The organism is Streptomyces sp. GQFP (assembly GCF_021545335.1).
Lineage (GTDB): Bacteria > Actinomycetota > Actinomycetes > Streptomycetales > Streptomycetaceae > Streptomyces.
The window spans coordinates 2116827-2136533 of the sequence record NZ_CP089312.1 but is presented as its reverse complement, the minus strand read 5'-3'; the positions used below and the strand labels follow the sequence as shown (position 1 = coordinate 2136533).

Below are 19707 nucleotides of genomic sequence, written 5' to 3'. Positions count from 1 at the left end.
CTAGAAGTACCCCTCGCGCTTGCGGTCTTCCATCGCGGCCTCGGACATCTTGTCGTCGGCGCGGGTGGCTCCCCGCTCGGTGAGCCGGGACGCGGCGATCTCCGCGATCACGTCGTCGAGCGTGCCCGCGTCGGAGTCGACGGCACCCGTGCAGGACATGTCCCCGACGGTCCGGTACCGCACCCGGCGCTTCTCGACGGTCTCGTCGGCCTTCGGGCCGCCCCACTCGCCTGCCGTCAGCCACATTCCGCCCCGCCGGAACACCTCGCGGTAGTGCGCGAAGTAGATCTCGGGCAGCTCGATGCCCTCGCGGGCGATGTACTGCCAGACGTCCAGCTCGGTCCAGTTGCTCAAGGGAAACACGCGGACGTGCTCGCCTGGCGCGTGCCGCCCGTTGTACAGGTTCCACAACTCCGGGCGCTGGCGACGCGGGTCCCACTGCGAGAACTCGTCCCGCAGCGAGAAGACGCGCTCCTTCGCCCGGGCCTTCTCCTCGTCCCGGCGCCCGCCACCGAAGACCGCGTCGAACCGCTCGCTCTGGATCTTCTCCGTCAACGGCACGGTCTGGAGCGGATTTCGCGTCCCGTCCGGCCGCTCCCGCAGCACACCCCGGTCGATGTAGTCCTGCACGGAGGCCACATGCAGCCGCAGCCCGTGAGCCGCCACCACCCGGTCGCGATACGCCAGCACCTCGGCGAAGTTGTGCCCGGTGTCCACATGCAGCAGCGGGAACGGGACCGGGGCCGGCGTGAACGCCTTGAGCGCCAGATGCAGCATGACGATCGAGTCCTTGCCGCCGGAGAACAGGATCACCGGCCGCTCGAACTCACCCGCCACCTCACGGAAGATGTGCACGGCCTCGGACTCCAGAGCGTCCAGGTGGGAGAGCGTGTACGCACTCACACGAGCCCCCGCTCCGCCAGCACCGCGTACACCGCGTCCGCCGACTCCTCCGGGGTCTGGTCCTGCGTCCGCAGGATCAGTGCCGGGTCCTCCGGGGGCTCGTACGGGTCGTCGACGCCGGTCAGGCCGGTCAGCCGGCCCGCCGCCTGGCGGGCGTACAGGCCCTTCACGTCCCGCTCGCTGCACACCTCGACCGGGGTCGCGACATGGACCTCGATGTACGGGGTCCCGCTCGCGTCGTGCCGTTTGTGCACGGCCTCGCGGCTGTCGGCGTACGGCGCGATCACCGGGACGACCGACAGGACGCCGTTGCGGGCGAGCACCTCGGAGACGAGGCCGATGCGCTGGACGTTGGTGTTGCGGTCCTCGCGGGAGAAGCCGAGGCCGGCGGAGAGGAAGCGGCGGATCTCGTCGCCGTCGAGGACCTCCACCCGGTGTCCCTCGCTGCGCAGCCGGTCGCCGAGCAACTGGGCGATCGTCGTCTTACCCGCGCTCGGCAGCCCGGTGAGCCAGACGGTGGCTCCCTGAGCTCTGGTCGGCCCCGTGGGCCTGGCCGTGGTGGTCATTCGCAACAGTCCTCGTCTCTCTCCCCGCGTGCGGCTCCCCGGACGTTAGGTAAGAAACTTGAGAAGAGGCGAAGAGGAACCTGAGGGTTCCGTTAGTGACGCCTGATGTGGCTGAGGTCACATGCGGGTGCACGTGTCACCGGCGTCCCGTCGGCGTACGACCCGCGTCACAGGCCCACGAACCCGGCCCCCGCGTCCCGCAGCCGGGCGTGCAGTCCCTGGAAGACGGCCGCCGAGCGGACGCCCGGCCAGTCCGCCGGGAGGAGGTGGGCGGGCAGGCCGGGGTCGGCGTACGGCAGATGGCGCCAGGAGTCCAGGGCCAGCAGATAGTCGCGGTAGGCCTCCTCGGGCGGGGTGTCCTCGCGCTTCTCCCAGCCGAGCAGCACCGGCGCGTGCCGGTCGAGGAACGCCTCGTGCTCCTTGGCGATCGCGGCCAGGTCCCACCAGCGGGACACCGCCTCGACCGTCGCCGCGAAGCCCAGGTGCTCACCGCGGAAGAAGTCGACGTAGGGGTCGAGGCGCAGCCGCTCCAGGGTGTGCCGGGTCTCCTCGTAGAGGCGCGCCGGGGCGATCCACACGCCCGGGGTCGCCGTGCCGAAGCCGAGTCCGGCCAGGCGGGAACGGAGGACATGGCGCTTCTGGCGCTCCGACTCGGGGACGGAGAACACCGCGAGCACCCAGCCCTCGTCGTGCGGCGGGGGAGCGGCGCCGTACACGCGCCGGTCGCCGTCGTCGAGCAACTGGCGGGCGTCGGGGGAGAGTTCGTACCCGGCCGCGCCCTGTGCCGTACGGGCCGGCAGGAGCAGGCCGCGCCGCTTCAGCCGGGACACGGAGGACCGGACGGAGGGCGCGTCGACGCCGACCGCGGCGAGGAGCCGGATCAGCTCGGCGACGGGTACCGGGCCGGGCATGAAACGGCCGTACGCGCCGTAGAGCGTGACGATGAGGGACCGAGGGGCGTGCTGTTCGGACACGTTGATCATTTTAGGCCGCCGGGATCACTGGTTGTCGCCATTTCCGCTGGTCAACTACCTCCGGTGGTTGATTTCTGGTCAAGATCACTTCATGTGGAGGGCTGTGTCGGGTCGGTGCGCAGCCGGAAGCGCTGGAGCTTGCCGGTCGCCGTCCGGGGCAGGGCGTCCAGGAAGACGATCTCGCGCGGACACTTGTACGGGGCCAGCTCCTCCCTGACGTACGCGCGCAGCGCCTCCGCGTCCCGCCGCGCGCCCTCCCTGAGCACCGCGTACGCCACCACGACCTGCCCGCGCGCCTCGTCGGCCCGGCCCACCACCGCCGTCTCCATGACGTCCGGATGGCGCAGCAGCGCCTCCTCGACCTCCGGGCCCGCGATGTTGTACCCGGCCGAGATGATCATGTCGTCCGCCCGTGCCACGTACCGGAAGTACCCGTCGCCCTCCCGCACATACGTGTCCCCGGTGATGTTCCACCCGTCCCGCACATATGTGCCCTGGCGCGGATCGGCGAGGTAGCGGCAGCCGACCGGGCCGCGCACCGCGAGCAGTCCGGGCGTCCCGTCGGGCACCGGCTCGCCGTTCTCGTCCTGCACGCGCGCGTGCCACCCCGGTACCGGCACCCCGGTCGTACCGGGCCTGATGTCCTGGTCGGCCGCCGAGATGAAGATGTGCAGCAGCTCGGTCGCGCCGATGCCGTTGATCAGCCGCAGCCCAGTGCGCTCGTACCAGGCCTGCCAGGTGGCGGCGGGGAGGTTCTCGCCCGCCGACACGCACCGGCGCAGCGAGCCGGTGTCGTGCGCGTCCAGCCCGTCGAGCATCGCCCGGTAGGCCGTCGGCGCGGTGAACAGCACCGAGACCCGGTGTTCGGCTATGGCCGGCAACAGCTGTTTGGGGCCCGCCTGTTCGAGTAGGAGCGCACTCGCCCCGGCCCGCATCGGGAAGACCACCAGACCGCCGAGCCCGAAGGTGAAACCGAGCGGGGGACTGCCCGCGAAGACGTCGTCCGCGTGCGGTTTCAGTACGTGCCGCGAGAACGTGTCGGCGATGGCGAGCACATCCCGGTGGAAGTGCATGCACCCTTTCGGGCGACCGGTGGTACCGGACGTGAACGCGATCAGCGCCACGTCGTCGGCCGCGGTGTCCACGGCCGGGTACGGGGTGCCGGGCACCGGACGGTTCAGCAGGTCGTCGAGGCCGTCACCGCCGTACGGCACGATCCGCAGCCCCGGTATCTCCGCCTTGGCGAGGTCGTCGAGGGCCCGGATGTCGCACAGGGCGTGCCCTATCCGGGCCATCTCGCACATCGTGCTCAGCTCCTGCGGACGCTGCTGGGCCAGCACGGTGACCGCGACCGCCCCCGCCTTCAGCACCGCCAGCCAGCAGGCCGCGAGCCAGGGTGTGGTGGGGCCGCGCAGGAGGACCCGGTTGCCCGGCACGACCCCGAGGTCCCGGGTGAGGACGTGCGCGACCCGGTCGACCCGGGTGCGCAGCTCGCCGTACGTCCACACCTCACCGGCGGCCGTACGGAACACCGGGCGCCCGGGGTCGGAACCGTCGCCGGCCAGCAGCTCGGCCGCGCAGTTCAGCCGGTCGGGGTAACGCACCTCGGGCAGGTCGAAGCGGAGGCCGGGCCACTGGTCCGGGGGCGGGAGGCTGTCGCGCGCGAACGTGTCCACGTGGGCCGAGGGAACCCGCCGCGCGGGATCGGCGCGGCCCTCGGGAGCCCTGCCGTACCCGGGATGCCTGGGACGCATGGGGTGCATGGGATCCATGGCGGTTCGCCCCTTTGCCGTCGTGGGCGTAGGCGTAGTGGTGGGCCGAGACCTGTCCTGCACAAGGAGCGTATCGTGTTGGTGACGGCAGTCAACGGTGCGCGATACCGTCGGGGAGGGGCCGTGGACGACGGCCTCGGAGGGAGGACCGGCGATGCCCGCATTCTCGCTCGAACCGGCACAGGCCGCCTGGTGTGCCGAGCTGCGCGCGCTGGCCGCCGACCGGCTGCGCCCGCTCGCCGAGAAGGGCGAACCGGGCCGCGTCAACCGTCCCCTCGTCGCCGAACTCGGCCAACTCGGGCTGCTCTCCCGCCTGTTCACCTCCGGAGCGCTCGACCTGTGCCTGATGCGGGAGTCCCTCGCGCACGCCTGCACCGAGGCGGAGACCGCCCTCGCCCTCCAGGGCCTCGGCGCCCATCCGGTCCACGCCCACGGCGCCCCGGCCCAGCGGGCCCGCTGGCTGCCCCGGGTGAGCGAGGGCAGCGCGGTGGCCGCCTTCGCGCTGAGCGAGCCCGGCGCGGGCTCCGACGCGGCGGCCCTGTCCCTCACGGCCGCCCCCGACGGCCCCTCCGGCTGGCGCCTCACCGGCGAGAAGTGCTGGATCTCCAACGCCCCCGAGGCCGACTTCTACACCGTCTTCGCCCGTACGACAGCGGGCGCCGGGGCCCGTGGAGTCACGGCCTTCCTGCTCCCCGCCGACCGGCCCGGCCTCACCGGCAGCGCCCTCGACATGCTCTCCCCGCACCCCATCGGAGCCCTCGCCCTCGACGCCGTACCGGTGACCGTGGACGACGTCATCGGCGAACCCGACCGCGGCTTCCGGGTCGCCATGGGCACACTCAATCTGTTCCGGCCGAGCGTCGGCGCCTTCGCGGTCGGCATGGCCCAGGCGGCGCTGGACGCGACCCTCGCCCACACGGCCCAACGGGACGCGTTCGGCGGCAAGTTGAAGGACCTCCAGGCTGTCTCCCACCAGATCGCCGAGATGGCCCTGCGCACGGAGGCGGCCCGGCTGATGGTCTACGCGGCAGCGGCGGCGTACGACGAAGGCGCCCAAGGGGTCCCCGGGCGCGCCGCGATGGCGAAGCTGCTGGCCACCGAGACCGCGCAGTACGTCGTCGACGCGGCCGTCCAGCTGCACGGCGCGCGGGCGCTGCGGCGCGGCCATCTCCTCGAACACCTCTACCGGGAGGTACGGGCGCCGCGTATCTACGAGGGGGCGAGCGAGGTCCAACGGACGGTCATCGCCAAGGAGTTGTACAAGGAGTCCCAGGGGACGGGGGAGGCCCTGTGAGTGCCGAGCGCGTCAATCCGGCCGGGCTCTCGCCGCCCGCCGGCTTCTCGCACGCCGTCGTCGCCACCGGCTCCCGGCTGGTGTTCCTCGCGGGGCAGACCGCGCTCGACGCCGACGGGAAGGTCGTAGGGGACACGCTGGTCGAGCAGTTCGAGCGGGCCCTCGGGAATCTGCTCGCCGCACTGCACGCGGCCGGCGGTACGCCCGCCGACCTCGCCAGGGTCACCGTGTACGCCACGGACGTCGCCGACTATCGCGCCCAGGCCCCTCAACTCGGCCGTGTCTGGAGGAGGTTGGCGGGGCGCGACTATCCGGCGATGGCGGTCGTCGGGATCGTACGGCTGTGGGACGAAGAGGCCCTGGTGGAGCTGGACGGCTTCGCGGTGCTGCCGTAGAGAGTGGTCAGAGGTTGTTCAGGCCGCGGTCGTCAGGCGGTGCGGGGAGACCACGCTGCCGTCGGGCAGCAGCTCGCCGGTGTCGTCGAAGACGATCGCGCCGTTGCACAGGAGGTTCCAGCCCTGCTCGGGGTGGAAGGCGACGATGTGCGCGGCGTCCCGGTCGGGGCGGTCGGCCGAGGGGCACGCGGGCTGGTGTGAACACATGGTGTGCCTCCGGATCGGATAGCTGGTGCTCGGGTGCGGTGCGTCCGTGAGTCCTTGCGTCTTTGCGGCCTTGCTTCCTTGCCGGTTCTGACGATGCCCGTGCCGGGGGCCCGGCGCCAAGTCGAGGCGAGGAAGCGTGACAGCACGCGGACGTGCTGTGACACCACTCTGACAATTCCGCCGTTCCGAGAAGATCCGAAAAGCGGGGCAGTCGGCGTGCACGACTCGCCGACGAAGGGGTGATGATCACGCGCGCGGGCGCGGGGGGCCAGTACCTGTGGAGTCCCCCCAAGGAGGTTTCCCCATGTCTGTTTCCTTCCGGTCCCTCTCCCGTGCCGCCGCCGTCGCGGCCGGTGCCGCGCTGCTGACCGTGTCCCAGGCCGCGACCCCCGCAGCCGCCGACGAGGGCTTCGACCAGGTCACGGTCGAGTCCGGCAGCATCACGCCCGACGGCGAACTCACGCTCGCCGGCAGCTACCGCTGCCTCAGCACCGGCGGTTCCGTCCGCGTCGCCGCCTCGATCGAGCGCGGCGAGAACGTCTGGCACGGCCTGGACAGCATCCCCGCGAGCTGCGACGGCTCCTGGCACCAGTGGTCGAACACCAAGGCCACCGAGCCGGGCGCGTACGAGCCCGGCCCGGTGCGGGTCAAGACCAGCCTGGTGGAGTTCCGCCGCTCGGGCTTCATCCCGCTGCCGACGGTCCACTCGGAGCGGATCCAGGAGGTCGTCCTCACGCAGGCGTGAGCCGCCTGCCGCAGCGGGCGTTGACGGGGCTTGACCGGGGCTACGCGCCGGTCAGGACCCGCATCCATTCCTCGACCTCGTCGGACGTACGGGGCAGCCCGGCCGACAGGTTCTCGTGGCCGTCCGCCGTCACCAGGATGTCGTCCTCGATCCGGACCCCGATGCCCCGGTACTCCGCAGGCACGGTCAGGTCGTCCGGCTGGAAGTACAGGCCCGGCTCGACCGTGAGGATCATGCCCGGTTCGAGGATGCCGTCGACATACAGCTCGGTCCGTGACTTGGCGCAGTCGTGCACGTCCAGGCCGAGCATGTGACCGGTGCCGGCCATGGTGAAGCGGCGCTGGAGGGCCAGCTCGTACACGTCGTCCGGGTCGCCCTCCAACAGGCCCCACTCGACAAGCTTCTCGGCCAGGTAGCGCTGGGCGGCGACATGGAAGTCCCGGTACGCGGCACCGGGCTTGACCGTCCGGATGCCTGCCTCCTGAGCCTCGTACACCGCGTCGTAGATCTTGCGCTGGAGCGGGGTGAAGGTGCCGCTGATGGGGAGGGTGCGGGTGACGTCGGCGGTGTAGAGGGAGTTCGTCTCCACGCCCGCGTCGAGCAACAGCAGCTCGCCCGGGCGGACTTCGCCGTCGTTGCGCTGCCAGTGCATGATCGTGGCGTGCTCGCCGGCCGCGCAGATCGAGCCGTAGCCGATGTCGTTGCCCTCAAGTCGGGCGCGGCGGAAGAAGGTTCCCTCGATCCAGCGCTCCGAGGTGGCGATCGCGGTCGCCAACTCCCGTACGACATCCACGAATCCGCGTACGGTCGAGTCGACCGCCTTGCGCATCTCGCCGATCTCCCAGTCGTCCTTCACCAGACGCAGCTCGGACAGCACCGTCTTCAGCTCGGTGTCCCGGTCCTCGTCCGTCGTCACGGCGGCCTCGAGTTCGGCGTCGTAGCCGCGCACGATCCGGGTGGGGACGGCGGGGGCCGCGCGCAGCTCGGCGGAGGCCTCGCGGACGTCACGGCAGGGCAGGCCGAGGACCTGTTCGGCCTCGGCGAGGGAGTGGCGGCGGCCGACCCACAGCTCGCCCTTGGCCGCGCCCTGCCAGAACTCGCCGCTGTCCCGGTCGGAGCGGGGGAGGAGATAGGCGACGGCGTCGTGACCGTCGGCGTCCGCGCGGGGTTCGAGGACGAGGAGCGCGTCCACCGTCTGGTCGCCCGTGAGATGGACGTACTCGGTGGACGGGCGGAACGGGTAGTGCGTGTCGTTGGCGCGGACCTTGAGGTTGCCGGCCGGGACGATCAGACGCTCGCCGGGGAAGCGGGCGGAGAGGGCGGCGCGGCGCTCGGCGGCGTACGGGGCCTGCTCGATGGGGCGCAGGTCCTTCAGCTCGGTGTCGGCCCATCCCGTCGTCATCAGCTCGGCCAGCTGCGGGGAGACGGACGGGTACAGGCGGTTCTTGCGGTCCTTGGTCTCAGCGGTCTCTTCGGGTTCAGCGGTTTCGGTCGAATCCGTGGACACCTGTGGGCACCTTCTTCGCCTTGAGGTCAGCAGCAGTCGGTCGGTGAGTCGAGCCTAGGCGCCCTTGGCGAGAATAGGAACATGTGACATTGTACTGATGTGAGTAAGCGACTGACCTGCGATGTTGTGGTCATCGGCGCCGGAATGGTGGGTGCCGCATGTGCCCTTTACCTCGCCCGGGCCGGCCTCGCGACCCTCGTCCTCGACCGGGGGCCGGTGGCCGGTGGCACCACCGGCGCCGGTGAGGGCAACCTGCTCGTCTCCGACAAGGAACCGGGGCCCGAGCTGGACCTCGCGCTGCTCTCCGCCCGCCTCTGGCACGACCTCGCGGCCGAACCGGGTCTGGGCGGCGCCGTCGAGTTCGAGGCGAAGGGCGGGATCGTCGTCGCCTCCGACGCGGCAGGCATGGCCGCGCTGGCCGGGTTCGCCGCCGGACAGCGGGCGGCGGGCATCGAGGCCGAGACGGTCGACGCTGGTCAACTCGCCGACCTGGAACCGCACTTGGCCCCCGACCTCGCGGGCGGTGTGCTGTACCCGCAGGACTGCCAGGTGATGCCCTCCCTCGCCGCCGCCCAGGTCGTCCGGGCGGCCCGGCGGGCCGGAGCCGAACTGCGCACCGGTACGGCCGTCACCGACATCCTGTGCGCACCGGACGGCTCCGTACGCGGCGTCCGGACTGCGGAGCACGGCGACATCCACGCCCCGGCCGTCGTCAACGCGGCCGGCACCTGGGGCGGCGAGGTCGCCGCGCTGGCCGGGGTGCACCTGCCCGTGCTGCCCCGGCGCGGCTTCGTCCTGGTCACCGAACCGCTGCCGCCCGGCACCGTACGGCACAAGGTGTACGCCGCCGACTATGTCGCCGACGTGGCCAGCGGCGACGCAGGGCTCCAGTCCTCGGCGGTCGTCGAGAGCACGGCCGCGGGGCCGGTGCTGATCGGGGCCAGCCGTGAACGGGTCGGCTTCGACCGGACGTTCTCGCTCCCGGTCGTGCGTCGACTGGCCGCGCAGGCCCTGGCGCTCTTCCCGGTGCTCGGGAGTGTGCACGCGATGCGCGCTTACCTGGGTTTCCGGCCGTACATGCCGGACCATCTGCCGGCCATCGGGGCCGATCCCCGGGCGCCGGGGCTCTATCACGCGTGCGGTCACGAGGGGGCGGGGATCGGGCTGGCGGTCGGTACGGGGCAGTTGATCGCGCAGTCGTTGGCGGGCAAGCGGCCCGATCTGGACCTCGCGCCGTTCCGTCCGGACCGCTTCGAGGAGGGCAATCAGTGAGACAGAGGACTCCGCTGGAGCTGGCCAGGGCCCACCCCGGGCCGCCCTTCACCGTCACTGTCGACGGACACGAGACCGCTGCGCTGCCCGGTCAGACTGTCGCCGCCGTCCTCTGGTCGGTGGGGGTCACCTCCTGGCGGAGCACCCGGGGGAGTGGTGCGCCGCGCGGGATCTTCTGTGGGATCGGGGTCTGCTTCGACTGCCTTGTCACCGTCAATGACCGGCCTAACCAGCGGGCTTGCCTGGTACCGGCTGCGTCCGGCGACGTGATCCGTACGCAGGAAGGGGTTGGTCATGACGAACTCGGGTGAGCGTTCGGTGGGTTATCTGGTTCGTCGGCTGCGGGCCGGTGGGGGCTGGTCGCGCAGTTCCCCGCGCCCCTATCGGGGCGCTGGCGCGCACCCGACTTCATCCGTGGCGATTGTCGGTGCCGGTCCGGCGGGCCTCGCTGCCGCGCTGACCGCCGCCGACCTGGGCGTACGGGTGGTGCTGCTCGACTCGGGTGCCCAGGCCGGTGGGCAGTTCTACCGGCAGCCCGCTGCGGCGTTGAAGGCGCGTCGGCCGCAGGCCCTGCATCACGCCTGGGGTACCTGGGAGAAGCTGCGGGATCGGCTGGCGGCGCATGTCGCGGCGGGTCGGATCACCCACCTGGCGGATCGTCATGTGTGGTTCGTAGAGGGGGAGTTCGGCGGAAGTGGTCGTTTTGGCGTGCATGCTCTTCTCGGTCCCGCGCAGGCCGAGTCGGAGACCGTCACCGCCGATGCCGTCCTCCTCGCCACCGGTGGCTACGAGAAGGTGTTGCCCTTCCCTGGCTGGACTCTCCCCGGTGTGGTCACCGCCGGTGGCGCCCAGGCCATGCTCAAGGGCGGGCTCGTTCTGCCGGGCCGTACGGCGGTCGTCGCCGGTACCGGGCCGCTGCTGATGCCGGTCGCGGCCGGGCTCGCCGCAGCGGGCGCCGAAGTCGCCGCGTACGTCGAGTCCACGCACCCCGCCGACTTCGTACGGCACACCGCGACACTCGCCGCCAACCCGGCGAAGATCGCCGAGGCCGTTCAGTACGCGGCCCAACTCCTGTGCCACAAGGTCCCGGTGACGGTACGTCACACCGTCGTCGCGGCCCATGGCACCGACCGCGTCGAAGCCGTCACCGTCGCCGCCCTGGACCCGGACGGTCGGGTACGGCCCGGCACCGAGCGGCGGATCGCCTGCGACACCCTGGCCGTCGGCCACGGCATGCTCGCGCACACCGACCTCGCCGAGACCCTCGGGTGCGCGATCGACGCCACCGGCGACCCCTTCGTCGTCACCGACGCCGAGCAGCGCACCGACGTCGACGGTGTCTGGGCGGCGGGCGAGGCCACCGGCATCGGGGGAGCGGTGCTGGCGCTCGCCGAGGGGGAGATCGCCGGGTGCTCGATCGCCGCGCGGCTGGGGGGAGTTGAGCCTCGTCCTGCCGACTGGGCGGCTGCCGCGCGGACCCGTACCCGGCTGCGGAAGTTCTTCGCTGCCGTTGATACCGCGTACGCGCCGCCTGCGCGCTGGGTGGAGCAGGTTGCCGATGACACCGTCGTCTGTCGGTGCGAGGAGGTGACGGCCTCCGAAGTCCGGGAGGCCGTCGAGGAGTTGGGGGCGACTGATTTGCGTACCGTGAAGCTGCTCACTCGTGCGGGTATGGGGTGGTGTCAGGGGCGGGTCTGTGCGACCGGGGTCGCTGGGGTTGCCGGGTGTTCGGTGGGGGTGGCCAAGCGGCCGTTTGCTGGACCTGTGCCGTTGGGGGTGTTGGCGGAGGAGCCTCGGTGCTGATGGTTGTGATTTGGCTGCGGGGCCGTTGTGGCTGGTCGCGCCCACGCGGCGGAGCCGCAGATTAGAAACAGTCCCGCGCCCCTATGGGGCGCGCTTCTCCTCTGTATCTCGAAAACTGGAGGTTCTTATGGGCACCACCGCCCCCGTCCCCGTCTGGCGTGGCGTTCTCGTTGCCACCGCGCTGCCGCTCAACGACGATCTGAGCGTCAACTACGCCGCCTACGCGGACCATTGCCGTTGGCTCGTCGAGAACGGGTGTGACGGTGTCGTGCCCAATGGCTCCCTCGGTGAGTATCAGGTGCTCACCGCCGAGGAGCGGACGAAAGTCGTCGAGACCGCCGTTGCCGCTATCGGCGGGGACCGGGTCATGCCCGGTGTCGCCGCCTACGGTTCCGCCGAGTCCGCTCGCTGGGCCGCGCAGGCCAAGGACGCCGGCTGTGCCGCCGTCATGCTGCTGCCGCCCAACGCCTACCGGGCCGACGAGCGTTCGGTGCTCGCGCACTACGCGGCCGTCGCCGAGGTCGGGATCGACATCGTGGCGTACAACAACCCCATCGACACCAAGGTCGACCTCACCCCCGAGTTGTTGGCCAAGCTGCACGCGGCCGGGCTCATCAAGGGAGTGAAGGAGTTCTCCGGAGACACCCGGCGCATCTACCAGATCCAGGAACTCGCCCCGGAACTCGATGTGTTGATCGGCGCTGACGACGTCCTGCTGGAGCTGGCGACCGCCGGAGCGGTCGGTTGGGTCGCCGGGTATCCCAACGCGCTGCCCCGGGCCACGGTCGAGCTGTACCGCGCCGCCGTCGCGGGCGACCTGGCCACCGCCCTGCCGCTCTACCAGCAGCTGCACGCACTCCACCGCTGGGACTCCAAGGTCGAGTTCGTGCAGGCGATCAAGCTGTCGATGGACATCGTCGGCCGGCATGGCGGTCCTGTCCGCCCGCCGCGCATGCCGCTGCTGCCCGAGCAGGAGAAGGCGGTCCGCGAAGCCACCGAGAAGGCCGTCGCCCTCGGTCTCGCCTGAGCCGCAACTCCGCCTGCCCGCCGACCTGAGAGGATCGCCCCATGCGCAGCAAGCTCGTCCTGCACGCCGTCGACTCGCACACCGAGGGCATGCCGACCCGGGTCGTCACCGGCGGGATCGGCACCATCCCCGGCGACACGATGAACGAACGCCGGCTGTGGTTCCGCGAACACCGGGACGACGTACGGAACTTCCTGATGAACGAGCCGCGCGGGCACGCCGCCATGAGCGGGGCGATCCTCCAGCCGCCGACCCGGCCCGACTGCGACTACGGCGTCGTCTACATCGAGGTCTCCGGCTATCTGCCGATGTGCGGCCACGGGACGATCGGTGTCGCGACCGTGCTCGTCGAGACCGGCATGGTCCCGGTCGTCGAGCCGGTCACCACCATCCGGCTCGACACCCCGGCCGGGCTCGTCGTCGCCGAGGTGTCCGTGGAGGGCGGTGCGGCCAAGGCGGTCACCATCCGCAACGTGCCTTCTTTCGCCGTGGAGTTGGGGCGCAAAGCCACCCTCGCCGACGGTCGCACGGTGACGTACGACCTCGCCTTCGGTGGCAACTTCTACGCCATCCTGCCCCTCGACGAGTTCGGCCTGCCCTTCGAGCGCGACCGTAAGGACGACATCCTCGCCGCCGGACTCGCCCTGATGGACGCGATCAACGCCGACAGTCCCCCCGTACATCCCGAGAACCCGACCATCAACGGTGTCCACCACGTCTACTTGGCCGCCCCCGGCTCGGACGCGACCCGGTCCCGGCACGCGATGGCCATCCACCCCGGCTGGTTCGACCGCTCGCCCTGCGGCACCGGCACCTCCGCGCGCATGGCCCAGCTGCACGCGCGCGGTGAACTCCCCTTGCACCAGGACTTCTTGAACGAGTCCTTCATCGGTACGTCGTTCACCGGGCGGCTCGTCGAGAGTGTCGAGGTCGCCGGGCGGCCCGCCGTGGTGCCCACGATCACCGGGCGGGCCTGGGTCACGGGCACCGCCCAGTATCTGCTGGACCCGGACGATCCGTTCCCGGCCGGCTTCGTACTCTGACACCGCCACGAATCAACAAGCAGCCACACGACAACCAGCGAGTTCCGAGAACCATCCAGGAGACACCCATGGCCGCTCAGCGCACCGGCCCCGCCCTGCCCAGCCTCGGCGGGCCGCGGCCCAGCTATCGGGCGAGCGTCGCCGACGCGCTGCGGGCCGCGCTCGTCGCCGGTGAACTGCGGCCCGGCGAGGTCTACTCGGCGCCCTCGCTCGCCGCCCGCTTCGGCGTCTCGGCCACCCCGGTGCGCGAGGCCATGCTCGACCTGGTGAAGGAGGGCATGGTCGATCCCGTACCCAACAAGGGGTTCCGGGTCACCACGGTCTCCGAGCGGCAGCTCGACGAGTACACCCACATCCGGTCGCTGATCGAGATCCCGACCACCGTCGGCCTCGCCGCGACCGCCGACCCGGCCGCCCTTGAGGCGCTGCGCAAGGACGCGGCGGACAGCGTGGCCGCGGCGGAGAGCGGCGACCTCATCGCCTATGTCGACAGCGACCGCCGCTTCCACCTCGGTCTGCTCGCCCTGGCCGGCAACGAGCATCTGGTCGAGGTCGTCGGTGACCTGCGCAAACGGTCCCGGCTGTACGGGCTGACCGCGCTGGCCGAGCGGGGGCTGCTGACGTCCAGCGCCGAGGAGCACCTGGAGATCCTCGACGCGCTCCTCGCCCGGGACGCGGCAGGTGTACGGACCGCGATGACCCGGCATCTGGGCCATGTCCGGGGCGACTGGGCCCACTGAATCACCCCGTACCCGTTGCGCGAATGGCGTACACGAACTCACCGTGCGCGTTCGGACGTGTTCGGTTGTTGCCCTCCGGGCGGCGGGAGGACACTGAATCCATGGCCTCCGAGCACGCGGACGACGAACATCAGGTCGGACCCGACCTGGCGGAACAGGCGTTCCAGCAGGCGTCGTACTCGATGTCCGTGTTCGACATCGAGCAGCGGTACCGGCGGCTCAACGACGTGGCCTGCCAGGTGATGGGCGTCGACGAGGACGTGTTGCTCGGTCAGGTCTTCCCGTACGGCGTGCCGGCGGACGTCGAGCAGCTCGGCATGCTGGCGGCCCTGCGGGAGGTGGCCGCGACGGGCAAGCCCACGCACTACGAGAGCTTCACGCGGGCGCCCTCCGGGATCCGCGAGCACGCCTGGAACCTGGAGTTGTGGCCCGTCCGGGACGCCTCGGGCGAGGTGTGCGCGGTCGGGATGGCCGCGTTCGACAGCAGCGAGCAGCACTGGGCGCGGCAGCGGCTCGCGGTGCTCGACGAGGCGGCCGTGTCGATCGGCACCAGCCTGGATCTCGACCGGACCGCCCAGGAACTCGCCGACCTGGTCGTGCCCCGGTTCGCCGACTTCGCCAGCGTCGACCTGCTGGAGGCGGTCATGCGCGGCGACGAGCCCGCCGAGGCCGGGCCGGACGGCGAGGTCGTCCTGCGCCGCCTCGCCCACGCCTCCGGCTCGGAGTGGGTGCCCGGCGCGGTGATGGGGCTGGGCGCCACCGACACGTATCCGCCGTACTCCCCGCCCGCGCGGGCGCTGCGCACCGGACAGACGGTGCTCAGCCGCAGCGGCGCCCCCGACTTCGACCACTGGATGGCGAGCGCGCCCGAACGGGCCGAGAGCCTGCGCGGAACCGTCGTCACCTCGCTGGTCGCGGTGCCGCTCATCGCGCGCGGTACGACGCTCGGGGTCGCCGTCCTGCTGCGCACCCGGGACGACGTCTTCAACGAGGACGACTTCGTCCTGGCGAAGGAGCTGGCGAGCCGCGCCGCCCTCTGCGTCGACAACGCCCGCCGCTACACCCGCGAGCGCACCACCGCCCTCGCCCTCCAGGAGAGCCTGCTGCCGCGCGGCCCGTCCCGGCAGTCGGCGGTGGACGTGGCCTCCCGCTATCTGCCGACCGACTCCCGCGCGGGCGTCGGCGGTGACTGGTTCGACGTCATCCCGCTGTCGGGGGCGCGCGTCGGCCTGGTCGTCGGCGACGTCGTCGGCCACGGCATCCAGGCTTCGGCGACCATGGGCAGACTGCGTACGGCGGTCCAGACCCTGGCCGACGTCGATCTGCCGCCCGACGAACTCCTGGCCCACCTCGACGACCTGGTCCTGCGCCTCGCCGCCGACGACGACAGTGACGCGAGCGACGCGCGGATCGGCGTCGGAGCCACCGGGGCGACCTGTCTGTACGCCGTCTACGACCCGGTCTCCCGCGAGTTGGCCGTTGCCAGTGCCGGCCATCCGCCACCCGTGCTGGTCCTGCCGGACGGGGACACCCGGGTCGTGGACGTCGCCGTCGGGCCGGTGCTCGGCGTCGGCGGCCTGCCCTTCGAGACCACCGAGAGCCTCCTGCCGGAAGGCACCCTCGTCGCCCTGTTCACGGACGGCCTGGTGGAGGCCACCGAGCGTGACGCCGACCTCGGGATCGCCCTGCTCGCCCGGACCCTGGCCGACGGCGACGACACCCGCCCGCTGGAGGACCGCTGCGACCAGGTCCTGTCCGCCCTGCTGCCGACCCACCCGAGCGACGACGTCGCCCTCGTGCTGGCCCGCACCCGCGCCCTGGACGCCGACCACGTCCGTGTCTGGGACCTGCCCGCCGACTTCGAGGTGGTCGCCGAGGCCCGCAGACGCGCCGTCGCACAGCTGACGGAATGGGGGCTCGACGAGGCCGCGTTCGTCACCGAACTGGTCGTCAGCGAACTGGTCACCAACGCGATCCGCTACGGCGCCGACCCGATCCAGCTCCGGCTGATCCACGACCGTACGCTCATCTGCGAGGTCTCCGACGGCAGTTCCACCTCACCGCATCTGCGCCGGGCCAGGATCTCCGACGAGGGCGGCCGGGGCCTCCTCCTCGTCGCCCAGCTCACCACCAGCTGGGGCACCCGGCACACCAGGAACGGCAAGACGATCTGGGCGGAACAGGCCCTGACCTGACCGTTCCCGCCGAGCCTCAGGAGACGGTCGTACGCAGCCGCTGCGGGACCGCCCACCACTGGTCCGGACGGTCGACCACCATGGCCTCGGGTCCCGTCTCGATGAACCGGGCGAGCCGGAAGAGGTACGCCGCGATTCCTGCCGCGCCCTGCATCCACGTGGTGTCCGGGGGCAGCAGCGGGTCCTCCTTGCGGTACTCGACGAAGCGCCAGCGGGCGCCCGCCCCGTCCCGGATCGCCCGCTCCACCAAGGCGTCGCCCATCACCCGGGCCGCCCGGACGAACGTGTCGGCGGCATCCGTGTCCTGACTGTCCTGGGCCGCGTCCAGGAGTACGTCGCCCACGCCCGCCGTGCCGCAGCAGCGGCCGTCGTTGTCCCAGAAGCCGGGGCGCAGACGCTGTGGGACGCCCGAGGTGAGGATCGAGGTCAGACAGCGCTGCCGCAGCTCGCCGACGCCGAGTCCCGACACCTCCGTGACGCCCGCGTGGGCCAGCGCCGAGAACAGGTGCGAGGTGCCCGCCGGGCCGTGGCACCAGGTGTACGTCAGTGGCTCGACCTCCCGCTTCGACGGCGGGATCGTGTGCGGGACGACGAAGCCGCCGTCGTCCAACAGGCCTACGGACAGCACGTGTTGGGCTCCCCGCACGGCCGCCTCGACGAAGTCCTTGCGGCCGAGCGCCGCCCCCGCCACGGCCAGCGCGGAGGCCACGCCGGCGGTGCCGTGGGAGTAGTTCGGCGCCCGCCACTCCGTGGTCGCCCCGATGCCCCAGTCCAGGCCGGACTCCGTACGGTCCGCGACCCGCAGCAGTGCCTCGCAGCCCGTCGTCGCGATCGACTCGGCGTGCTCGCCGCCCGCCCAGACGGCGGTCAGCACCACACCAGCGGTGCCCATGATGATGTCGTTGAGGGGCGCGTCGGAACCGGCTTCGAACCCGACGGTGGTCTTCCAGCCGTCGGGGGCCGCCAGTTCGGCCAGCCGTCGCAGCGCGACCGACTCCGAGCCCGGTTCGAGCAGCCTCAGCGCGGTGACGTCACCGGCCAGCCCCAGGTACAGCGAGGGTTCCGTACGGTCCCGGGCCGTCGCCGACAGCCTGTTGACGATCCCGGCCGCCAACGACCGCTCCCGCTCGGTGAGTTCGCGGTGCCGGGCGATCTCCGCCAGGACGGGGGCCAGGCCCGCGATACCCGCGTACAGGGAGTCCCGGTCCTCCGCGGGCGCCGTGTCCCGGCGGTCCTCCGCCCCGTCCTCGGACACCGTCTCCGGCAGCCAGGGTCCGTCGTCGTCGCGGATCCGGTCCAGCACCCACGACCAGGCGGCCTCGCCCAGGTCCCTAAAACCGTCGTACGAACCGCTTGTATCGCTCGAACTGTTCTTCTCCGGCACCCGGTCAAGCTACAACCGCGAGATTCCGGCCGGTAGACGCCGTGATGCTCCCGCCGCGCCGCCACGGTCATGGGTAGGGAAAATCTGTTCCCATCGGGTGCGGGGGCGGCAACTCCGGCACGGTAGAAAGGACACATGGCACAGCGCGAGACCCCCGCGGGGGACATGGACGATGTTGACGCGGTGACCCGTGCGGTGCTGACCGCGTCGCGGCTGCTGGTGGCGGTCTCCGCCCGTTCCCTCGCCGAGGTCGAGGAACGTGTGACGCTCCCGCAGTTCCGGATGCTGGTCGTTCTGTCCACCCGTGGGGACACCAAGCTGGTCACGCTCGCCGACCTGCTCCAGGTGGCCCCGTCCACCGCGATGCGCATGGTCGACCGGCTGATCGCGGCCGGCCTCGCCGAGCGCCACCTCAACCCCGACAACCGCCGTGAGACGCAGTTGGGCCTCAGCGAGGAGGGGCGTCGCACGGTCGAGGACGTCATGGCCCGGCGGCGGGCCGAGATCTCCGGGATCGTGGCCCGCCTCGCCCCGGAGCAGCGCGCGGCCCTCGTCGAGGCGCTCACCGCCTTCAGTGAGGCGGGCGGCGAGCCCCCGGCCCCGGCAGCGGACGACACGGAGCCGCACGCGCTGGGCTGGGCCGACACCATGATCGTATGACGTTGTTCACGGCACGCGGCATCGTCGGCCGGCGGCTCTCAGCCCGCTGACGATGCCGTACGGCCCGGACCTGTGGGGGCCGGAGCGGCCGTCCTGATGTTCAGGTCCGGGCGCGGGGTGAGCGCGACCATCGGCGCGCCCTGCGGAGGCGGCGGCGGGGTCGTGTCGTCCTTGGGCAGTTTCGGCGGCGTGCTCTGCTGGAAGTTGACCTGGTCGATGTTGACCAGGCCGGTGTTCTCCAGCACGGTGATGTGGTCGAGGACGGTGTCGTTGGCCAGATCGGCCAGGGCGCGGACCATGACGTTCTGGGTGGTGGCGCGGATCTTGGCGATGGTGGGGAAGATCTGGCCGTGGGTCACCCGCATGATGGTGACGGCCGTGGAGTCGAACTGCCTGCCGGCGGCCGCGTCCGCGGTGGCCACGAACTGCTGCTGTTGCGGCGACGCCAGATTGGGCAGGACGACCCCTAGTTCGGGGGCGATCTTGCGGCACATCTCGTCGAGTCCGGCGTGACCGACGATCAGGTGCTTGCCGGCTTCCCTCATCTCCGCGGTCGTGCCCCGCTCCATCGCCATCTCGCCCAACGGGTACTCCCAGAGCCCCGCCGCGCGCACCTTGACCACGAAGTCCCGGTCGGCCTCGGTCAGCGGTCCGTAGCGGGTGTTGGCGATGACGCGGTCCGGTGAACTCGTCGTCTTCTCCACGCCGACCACGGCCGGGTAGGCCAGCGCCACGAGGGTCAACCCCAGAGCGCCGAAAACGAACATGTTTCCTGCCATTTTGGCCGAGCTGGGCATGGGACCTCCTGGGGTGAGTGGCGCCTACGTCAGGAGGTACGGGAGAGAGGGGCTGTTCAATCATTGCTCAGGGTAAATTTTGCACTCTGCCAAATCCCGGGTCCCGGCTGCGCCGCGAGGGAGGCGTTCCGAGGGCGGTTCGTGATCCCGGCGCGACGTGGGACGTCGGCATCCGCGCAGACGGGTCGCTGACGAAGGCACTGGAACCTGGATGTCGGGTGACCGGCGCTCGGCCGATGCCTTCCGGGATCTAGGGCCAGCGGGTTCTCGACGGTCACAGCGGGCATGGTCGGGACCTCCTCGGGGCAGCGGGCTCGTGGCCGCTTTCACTCTTTGACAGACAACCCGCCCACGGTTCCCCCGCGTCGCCGCTGCTGCCGGGGCCGTCCCGGTTCCAGGTCGTGCCGCTTCGCGTAGTTGACG

General features: G+C 71.4%; 19 protein-coding genes. 11 read left to right on the top strand and 8 right to left on the bottom strand.

The window, feature by feature from the left end:
• The 4 genes from cysD to LUX31_RS09245 all read right to left on the bottom strand — a co-directional run bounded on the left by cysD (position 1) and on the right by LUX31_RS09245 (position 4215).
• Positions 1–903, bottom strand: coding sequence for a sulfate adenylyltransferase subunit CysD (cysD, locus tag LUX31_RS09260; RefSeq protein ID WP_235474304.1), 903 nt, complete (start codon positions 901–903; stop codon positions 1–3).
• Entirely contained in the window at positions 900–1469 is a 570-nt protein-coding gene (gene cysC / locus LUX31_RS09255) for an adenylyl-sulfate kinase (RefSeq protein WP_235474303.1), read from the bottom strand. The genes cysD and cysC overlap by 4 nt, the downstream gene beginning before the upstream one ends.
• 167 nt (positions 1470–1636) lie before the next feature.
• On the bottom strand, positions 1637–2452 hold the full coding sequence (locus tag LUX31_RS09250) for a PaaX family transcriptional regulator (RefSeq protein ID WP_235474302.1): 816 nt from the start codon (positions 2450–2452) through the stop codon (positions 1637–1639).
• Between the two features lie 80 nt (positions 2453–2532).
• On the bottom strand, positions 2533–4215 hold the full coding sequence (locus tag LUX31_RS09245) for an AMP-binding protein (protein WP_235474301.1): 1683 nt from the start codon (positions 4213–4215) through the stop codon (positions 2533–2535).
• 154 nt (positions 4216–4369) lie between these two features.
• Between LUX31_RS09245 and LUX31_RS09240 the strand changes: the two genes are divergently transcribed.
• Both LUX31_RS09240 and LUX31_RS09235 read left to right on the top strand, forming a co-directional pair.
• Positions 4370–5509 (top strand): acyl-CoA dehydrogenase family protein, encoded by a 1140-nt coding sequence (locus LUX31_RS09240; protein ID WP_235474300.1) that lies wholly within the window; start codon positions 4370–4372, stop codon positions 5507–5509.
• Entirely contained in the window at positions 5506–5904 is a 399-nt protein-coding gene (locus tag LUX31_RS09235) for a RidA family protein (protein ID WP_235474299.1), read from the top strand. The genes LUX31_RS09240 and LUX31_RS09235 overlap by 4 nt, the downstream gene beginning before the upstream one ends.
• 18 nt (positions 5905–5922) lie before the next feature.
• On the opposite strand, the gene LUX31_RS09230 is transcribed toward LUX31_RS09235, so the two are convergent.
• Positions 5923–6111, bottom strand: coding sequence for a DUF5999 family protein (locus LUX31_RS09230; protein ID WP_105968663.1), 189 nt, complete (start codon positions 6109–6111; stop codon positions 5923–5925).
• A 304-nt stretch (positions 6112–6415) separates the two neighbouring features.
• On the opposite strand from LUX31_RS09230, the gene LUX31_RS09225 reads away from it, so the two are divergent.
• On the top strand, positions 6416–6856 hold the full coding sequence (locus LUX31_RS09225) for a DUF6299 family protein (protein ID WP_235474298.1): 441 nt from the start codon (positions 6416–6418) through the stop codon (positions 6854–6856).
• Positions 6857–6896: 40 nt separating this feature from the next.
• Here the strand turns inward: LUX31_RS09225 and LUX31_RS09220 are convergent, their stop codons facing one another.
• Positions 6897–8258 carry an aminopeptidase P family protein gene (locus tag LUX31_RS09220; protein WP_235479850.1) on the bottom strand — a complete coding sequence of 454 codons (1362 nt, stop codon included), beginning with the start codon at positions 8256–8258 and terminating at the stop codon, positions 6897–6899.
• 204 nt (positions 8259–8462) lie between these two features.
• On the opposite strand from LUX31_RS09220, the gene LUX31_RS09215 reads away from it, so the two are divergent.
• The 7 genes from LUX31_RS09215 (at position 8463) to LUX31_RS09185 (ending at position 16443) form a co-directional block, all read left to right on the top strand.
• Positions 8463–9635 carry an NAD(P)/FAD-dependent oxidoreductase gene (locus LUX31_RS09215; RefSeq protein ID WP_235474297.1) on the top strand — a complete coding sequence of 391 codons (1173 nt, stop codon included), beginning with the start codon at positions 8463–8465 and terminating at the stop codon, positions 9633–9635.
• On the top strand, positions 9632–9946 hold the full coding sequence (locus LUX31_RS09210) for a (2Fe-2S)-binding protein (RefSeq protein ID WP_235474296.1): 315 nt from the start codon (positions 9632–9634) through the stop codon (positions 9944–9946). The genes LUX31_RS09215 and LUX31_RS09210 overlap by 4 nt, the downstream gene beginning before the upstream one ends.
• 103 nt (positions 9947–10049) lie before the next feature.
• Positions 10050–11438 (top strand): FAD-dependent oxidoreductase, encoded by a 1389-nt coding sequence (locus tag LUX31_RS09205; protein ID WP_235474295.1) that lies wholly within the window; start codon positions 10050–10052, stop codon positions 11436–11438.
• A 127-nt stretch (positions 11439–11565) separates the two neighbouring features.
• Positions 11566–12465, top strand: coding sequence for a dihydrodipicolinate synthase family protein (locus tag LUX31_RS09200; RefSeq protein ID WP_235474294.1), 900 nt, complete (start codon positions 11566–11568; stop codon positions 12463–12465).
• Positions 12466–12506: 41 nt separating this feature from the next.
• The gene (locus LUX31_RS09195; RefSeq protein ID WP_235474293.1) at positions 12507–13508 is read left to right on the top strand and encodes a proline racemase family protein; all 1002 of its coding nucleotides are present in this window, start codon (positions 12507–12509) and stop codon (positions 13506–13508) included.
• Between the two features lie 68 nt (positions 13509–13576).
• On the top strand, positions 13577–14248 hold the full coding sequence (locus LUX31_RS09190; protein ID WP_235474292.1) for a GntR family transcriptional regulator: 672 nt from the start codon (positions 13577–13579) through the stop codon (positions 14246–14248).
• A 101-nt stretch (positions 14249–14349) separates the two neighbouring features.
• Positions 14350–16443 carry an ATP-binding SpoIIE family protein phosphatase gene (locus LUX31_RS09185; protein ID WP_235474291.1) on the top strand — a complete coding sequence of 698 codons (2094 nt, stop codon included), beginning with the start codon at positions 14350–14352 and terminating at the stop codon, positions 16441–16443.
• Positions 16444–16459: 16 nt separating this feature from the next.
• Here LUX31_RS09185 and LUX31_RS09180 read toward each other — a convergent pair whose 3' ends face one another.
• Positions 16460–17827, bottom strand: coding sequence for a lanthionine synthetase LanC family protein (locus LUX31_RS09180; protein ID WP_235474290.1), 1368 nt, complete (start codon positions 17825–17827; stop codon positions 16460–16462).
• A gap of 135 nt (positions 17828–17962) precedes the next feature.
• Between LUX31_RS09180 and LUX31_RS09175 the strand changes: the two genes are divergently transcribed.
• Complete coding sequence (locus tag LUX31_RS09175; RefSeq protein ID WP_235474289.1) at positions 17963–18487, top strand: MarR family winged helix-turn-helix transcriptional regulator; 525 nt, start codon at positions 17963–17965, stop codon at positions 18485–18487.
• A 38-nt stretch (positions 18488–18525) separates the two neighbouring features.
• Here LUX31_RS09175 and LUX31_RS09170 read toward each other — a convergent pair whose 3' ends face one another.
• The gene (locus LUX31_RS09170; RefSeq protein ID WP_235474288.1) at positions 18526–19284 is read right to left on the bottom strand and encodes a DUF4142 domain-containing protein; all 759 of its coding nucleotides are present in this window, start codon (positions 19282–19284) and stop codon (positions 18526–18528) included.
• Positions 19285–19707: the final 423 nt, after the last annotated feature.